This window comes from Borreliella burgdorferi B31 (assembly GCF_000008685.2).
Classification (GTDB): domain Bacteria; phylum Spirochaetota; class Spirochaetia; order Borreliales; family Borreliaceae; genus Borreliella; species Borreliella burgdorferi.
Genome location: NC_000957.1, coordinates 1 through 5,228 on the forward strand (window position 1 = coordinate 1; position 5,228 = coordinate 5,228).

At 23.8% G+C, this 5,228-nt stretch carries 6 protein-coding genes; all 6 read left to right on the forward strand.

Annotation, left to right across the window (positions count from 1 at the left end; genetic code table 11):
- Nucleotides 1–263: 263 nt before the first annotated feature.
- On the forward strand, nucleotides 264–638 hold the full coding sequence (locus BB_RS07380) for a plasmid maintenance protein (protein WP_010883948.1): 375 nt from the start codon (nucleotides 264–266) through the stop codon (nucleotides 636–638).
- Between the two features lie 105 nt (nucleotides 639–743).
- On the forward strand, nucleotides 744–1,097 hold the full coding sequence (locus BB_RS07385) for a hypothetical protein (protein ID WP_010883945.1): 354 nt from the start codon (nucleotides 744–746) through the stop codon (nucleotides 1,095–1,097).
- Between the two features lie 110 nt (nucleotides 1,098–1,207).
- Nucleotides 1,208–1,576, forward strand: coding sequence for a plasmid maintenance protein (locus BB_RS07390; protein WP_010883949.1), 369 nt, complete (start codon nucleotides 1,208–1,210; stop codon nucleotides 1,574–1,576).
- A gap of 571 nt (nucleotides 1,577–2,147) precedes the next feature.
- Nucleotides 2,148–3,254 carry a plasmid maintenance protein gene (locus tag BB_RS07395; protein ID WP_010883946.1) on the forward strand — a complete coding sequence of 369 codons (1,107 nt, stop codon included), beginning with the start codon at nucleotides 2,148–2,150 and terminating at the stop codon, nucleotides 3,252–3,254.
- Between the two features lie 85 nt (nucleotides 3,255–3,339).
- Entirely contained in the window at nucleotides 3,340–4,332 is a 993-nt protein-coding gene (locus BB_RS07400) for an L-threonylcarbamoyladenylate synthase (RefSeq protein ID WP_002657157.1), read from the forward strand.
- Nucleotides 4,333–4,387: 55 nt separating this feature from the next.
- Nucleotides 4,388–4,819: a P52 family lipoprotein gene (locus BB_RS07405; protein ID WP_010883947.1), complete on the forward strand. Its 432-nt coding sequence runs from the start codon at nucleotides 4,388–4,390 to the stop codon at nucleotides 4,817–4,819.
- Nucleotides 4,820–5,228: the final 409 nt, after the last annotated feature.

Below are 5,228 nucleotides of genomic sequence, written 5' to 3' on the forward strand. Positions count from 1 at the left end.
GGAGTATTTTGACTCAAAACTTTACCCTTTAAATTACTAAATTTAACTTGAAAATACTAAACTTTAACCCAAAATAATAAAACTTTAACTTGAATTTTTCAAAATTACAAAACTTTAACCCAAAATGATAAAACTTTAATTTTTTGTAATTTTTACATAAAAGTGTTAACTTTAAAATCCCAAACTTTATAATTTTGGGAAATTATCAATACTTTTTTAATTTATTCTTTATTTTCAAAATAATCTTTATATACTTATATATTATGTATAAGGCTATAAAAGAACAACAAGAAATAGAAATAGATCATGCATGCAGAATACTTATTCTTACCGCAACAATATTTGAAATAAATTCAATATTCGAAAATTATTATCAAAAAACTCTACTCAAAAAGTATAACGAAAATCTCAAAAACAAAAATCTACCTCCTAGTAATATATCAACAATGAAAAAATACTTAAATCAATTAGAAAAAGAAATAAAAATCATAGCAAAATTCTATTTTAAAAACGATCAATCTCTAATTTATTGCAAACTTAATTATACCCTAGAAAAAATTTGTTTAAAACTAATAAAATTCTACAAAAAATTCTACAAAGAATTAAAACAATTTACACAAAAGAACATTACTACTTAATTGTAAATACATTATAAAATAATCTTATGCAAATATTTAGAAATACAAATTGTAAAGATATATATTTTTATTTAAATAAATAATAAAAATTGCTGGCACACTAATTTGGAAAAATCTTTAAAAGAAATACTAGGTATGAATAGCAAAAATAAGCTATCTTCACACTTAATAATTCTTATTTACACACTAAACAATATTAATCTAAATTTAAATATTGAGTACTATAATAGGGGGTTTATACGCCGTGCGTTTACTTTTAACGTAGATAGATATTGCAATACTAGTAAAGATATTGAAATAGACATAGACTTACTAATAAAGTATCTAGATATTTTAGAAAACAATCTAAAAATCATAGCTAATAAATATAAAGTAGAAAAAAATATATTCAAACTTTACTACATAATCAATTATCCTTTAAAAATATGTTACACAAAAATTAGGAACTACTATAAATAGACTATATAATGGTTTAACGCCAAAAAATACTGCACTATATTTACAATATAATGGTTTAACGCCAAAAAATACTGCACTATATTTACAATATAATAGGGGGCTAATTCATTATGAATGGAATAATTAACGATACACTGGTCGCAAGAATAACAAAGCAAATTAAATTTGCTAAGAATAAGTTAATCATTCTTGTCAAAACACTAGATCACATGAATCAAGAATTGTTCTATAGTGAAAACAAAGATTATACTCATTTATTAATAAAAAGCAAGTTTAATCTTGCTCTAGCTAAAACGACTCAACACGAAGTTAATTATAAAACCCTATTAGAATATCTTGAAATATTAGAAAAAAATCCAAAAGTAATCGTAAAATGTCCCACAAATAAAGAAAATGAAAGCTTTATAGGCCGTTATACACTCCTTTACCCTTTAGAAGTTTGTTGCACTAAAATTTATAATCTTCATCCTAATATTTAAGCTAATATAATCCAGAAAATTTACTATAATCGATTATATAAATAGTAAACCAATATCTATCCTAGTATATTATGGCCTATAATAGGCCCAATAAAGAATATTTTGATCTATAAATGATCAATCCATAAAGGACTATATGTCTTTTATGGATTTTGAACATAAATAATTACTTAATTACCAATATAAAGCTAAATACAAAATAAATCCAATATATCTTTAAATTCTAGAAAATTTTTAATCTAAAAAAATCATTATTATAGTGCCCAAAACAAAATAAAACTTAAACTGGGAAAATTAGTGTTACATAAAATGAATAGGGCTTAAGACAAATTCTTTATAAAAAACTTGCTTTAAGCCCTATTTCACGATCACTTCTTTGTAATTCGAACTCTCGTCGAACTATTTATAGTATAACAAAAATTAAACCATAGTCAAGTTGTATTTTAAATAAATTTTAATCTCAATTACTAAAACTTTACAATATAACTAAAATTGCTATAAGAGTATTTACTTTTATAGCAATTTTAGTTATATTGTAAAATGATCACCATAATTGTAAGGAGAAGTCTCTATGAATTCAAAAACAACAAATAAAACCAATAGAAATTGCTATAATAAAGTTCAACACAAATTAATAGTTCTTATTTCAACAATATGCTATCTAAACAAAACACATAAGAAATATACACAAAAAACCATACTCTATTACTTTAATGAAAATCTAAGAAAAAACGGTCAAACTATTTCTACACTAAGAACTATGCAAAAGTATATCTATAGACTACAAAAAGAAATAAAAGTCACAACAAACTACTATCAACATATGGGGGTAAATTCGGGTACGGAAATTTATTACAAGCTTAATTATCCTAAAAAAGATTGTTATCATAAAATAAACCAGCACTTTAAAGAAAAAAAAGAAGAAAGATACCAAAATAGAGTTGCCAACTATTTCAACAAAAATTCTGATTCAAAAATGGGTAGTGTGCAATTGGGGGAGTGTAATAATAATAATAATAATATAAAAGAAGAAAGAAAAATTAACGAAATAGAAAAGTATCAAGTAATAAAATACTTCAACAAGTGTGACTTTTCATGTAAAGAAATTCTTCCAGTTTTATTAACATTAAATATTGATAAAGAAAACATAATTAAAATAATAAAAATCCTAAAAATAACCGAAATTAACTCAAAAAATAAAAATATACGCCCTACTAAATCTTGTATTAAAAAAAAACAAGAAAAATTAAAGGGAATTCTATGTAACACTCAAAAAGAATTAGAAGAAAACGGGTACAATCCCAAACAATTAGAAATAAATTTTCAAAAAATATACGAAAATTACAAATATAAACCCCATTTTATTATTGAAAATCATAAATATAGCGATTTAAACAACATAAAACGTAAATTGGAAAAGTCAATTGAAAGAAAAAAAGAAAATTCTCAACAAGATTATGAAAATTTAAAGATAAACGTTTTCAATATCCTTATTGAACAACTAAAAAAAGAAACAAATATTGAAATTCTAAAGCCTATTATAAAAGAATATTTGAATAACCAAAAAAAAATAAAATACAACAAAATATTTGGCATATATTATCTTGAATTACTAGAAATAATAAAAAATAGAAAACATGATCTAAATTTAGAAAAATTTAGTAAAAAAGTTGTTTAGGTGCTAAAATATGAAAAGTTTATTTAGATTAGTGCAGAAAATTGAGTTCAAAAATACGAATTATTCCATAGAGGCTAAAGAATAAATGATAAAAACACCAATAATTAGTGAAGATCAATTTAAAATAGCTTTAAAATTAATCAAAATGGGTGAAATTATTGTATTTCCAACAGATACGGTTTACGCTATAGGGGCCAATATTTATGATGAATATGCAGTGAGAATGATAAATTTAGTAAAAAAAAAATCCATTAATGAGCCCTTAATGCTTTATGTTGATACAATAGAGAAAATAAAAGAATTATCCAGCCATGTTCCTAAAAGTGCTAAGATTTTAATGGAAAAGTTTAGTCCGGGCCCTTTAACTTATGTTCTTAAAAAATCAATAAAAATACCTAAATTCATTAATAATAACTTAGATACAGTGGCAATAAGAATACCCAAAAATAAAACCGCATTAAATTTAATTAGAAAATTGAAAAACCCTCTTGTAGTATCATCAGCAAATTTATCCAAAAGGCCTAGTTCAACAAGTTTTAGCATGGCTTTAAAAGAATTAAATGGGCTTGTAGGAGGGATAATAATGCCAAAAAAAAATAAAGACTCTAATATTGGCATAGAGTCAACTATTATTGAATTTGACTCGAAAGATAATGTAATAATATTAAGGCCCGGTGCAATAACAAAAAAAATGATAGAAAAAGTGCTAGGCAGTAGATATAAAGTAAATTATGCAAAGGAAACAAAAATAGACTTAAAAAAAATGTTTTCTTATAGGCTAAGAATACCTGTCCATACATTTAAACGCGGGGATAACATAAGAAAATATTTAAAAACGAATACAAAAGTACTTATCACAAGAGACACTTTTAAATTTTATTTTTTTAGTTTTTTATGGGATAAAAAAAATATTATATTATTCGATTCTTTAATAGAATATGCAGAAAATCTTTATAAAGAGCTAGTAAATGCCGAAGAAAAATATGATCAAGTTATTGTTGAAATAGTAGAAAATGAAGAACTAGGGTATGCTATAAATAATAGAATTGTAAAGGCTAGCTCAAATAATTTCATGTAAATTCATTAATAAATTTTTACTATTCTAATAAATTGTTATATGTTTCCCATATATAATGGAAAACATATTCGAGTACTTAAAATTAAATGCCGTCGAAATTTGTGTTTTAAAAGATATAAAAAAAGTTATTTATAAGTTCTATGAGTCGATTTTAGATATAGAAAATGATGCGGAGACAATAAATATATTGTCTCCGCMTAAAAGTCAAAACATTTTAAATGAATTTTTTTTTAATTTGGGGCCAAAAAAGTCTAAAGAATTAATCAACCTTTTTCGTAAAATTAAAGTAAAGCTGGGTGATAATGTGTTTGAAAATAAGGTTTTCATATTCTATTTATGTCTTGATGATGTAGATTTTTTTAAACTTTTGTATGTGCTTGATAAAAGCAATTTTGATGATTATCTAATATTGATTTATGAAAAATTTCTTGCTATAAGAAAAGATTTGAAATTAATATTGAACAATTATGGTTCGAATAACTTGTAATTTAAAGTAAATGTATTAGCCCCTTTTTGGGGCTAATAACATATTCTGTATTTGTAATTTAGGATTGTTGCAATAATATTATCTATTATTGTAATATACAAGATTCACGTTTTGTATGTTGCAGTAAAGGGGCAGTTTTTGTATAGATTCTTGTGTAGAAAAATTTTCATTAATTTTTGGTTGCTCTTCTACTACTCTAGAAGAGTTTTCCTCCTTTTTATTGAATTTATGACTTTATTTTTGCACTTATGATATAAAGAACTGTCCTTTGTATATGATTTAGAATACAATATAGCATTATGCCTTTTAATTTAAAGAGCGTTATTTGTTCCTAAAAAAGAAAAGAATTTCAAGTGCAGCTAGTAAAATAGGAGCCAATAATGGCTCTACAGCTTTATACTAAAAAAAA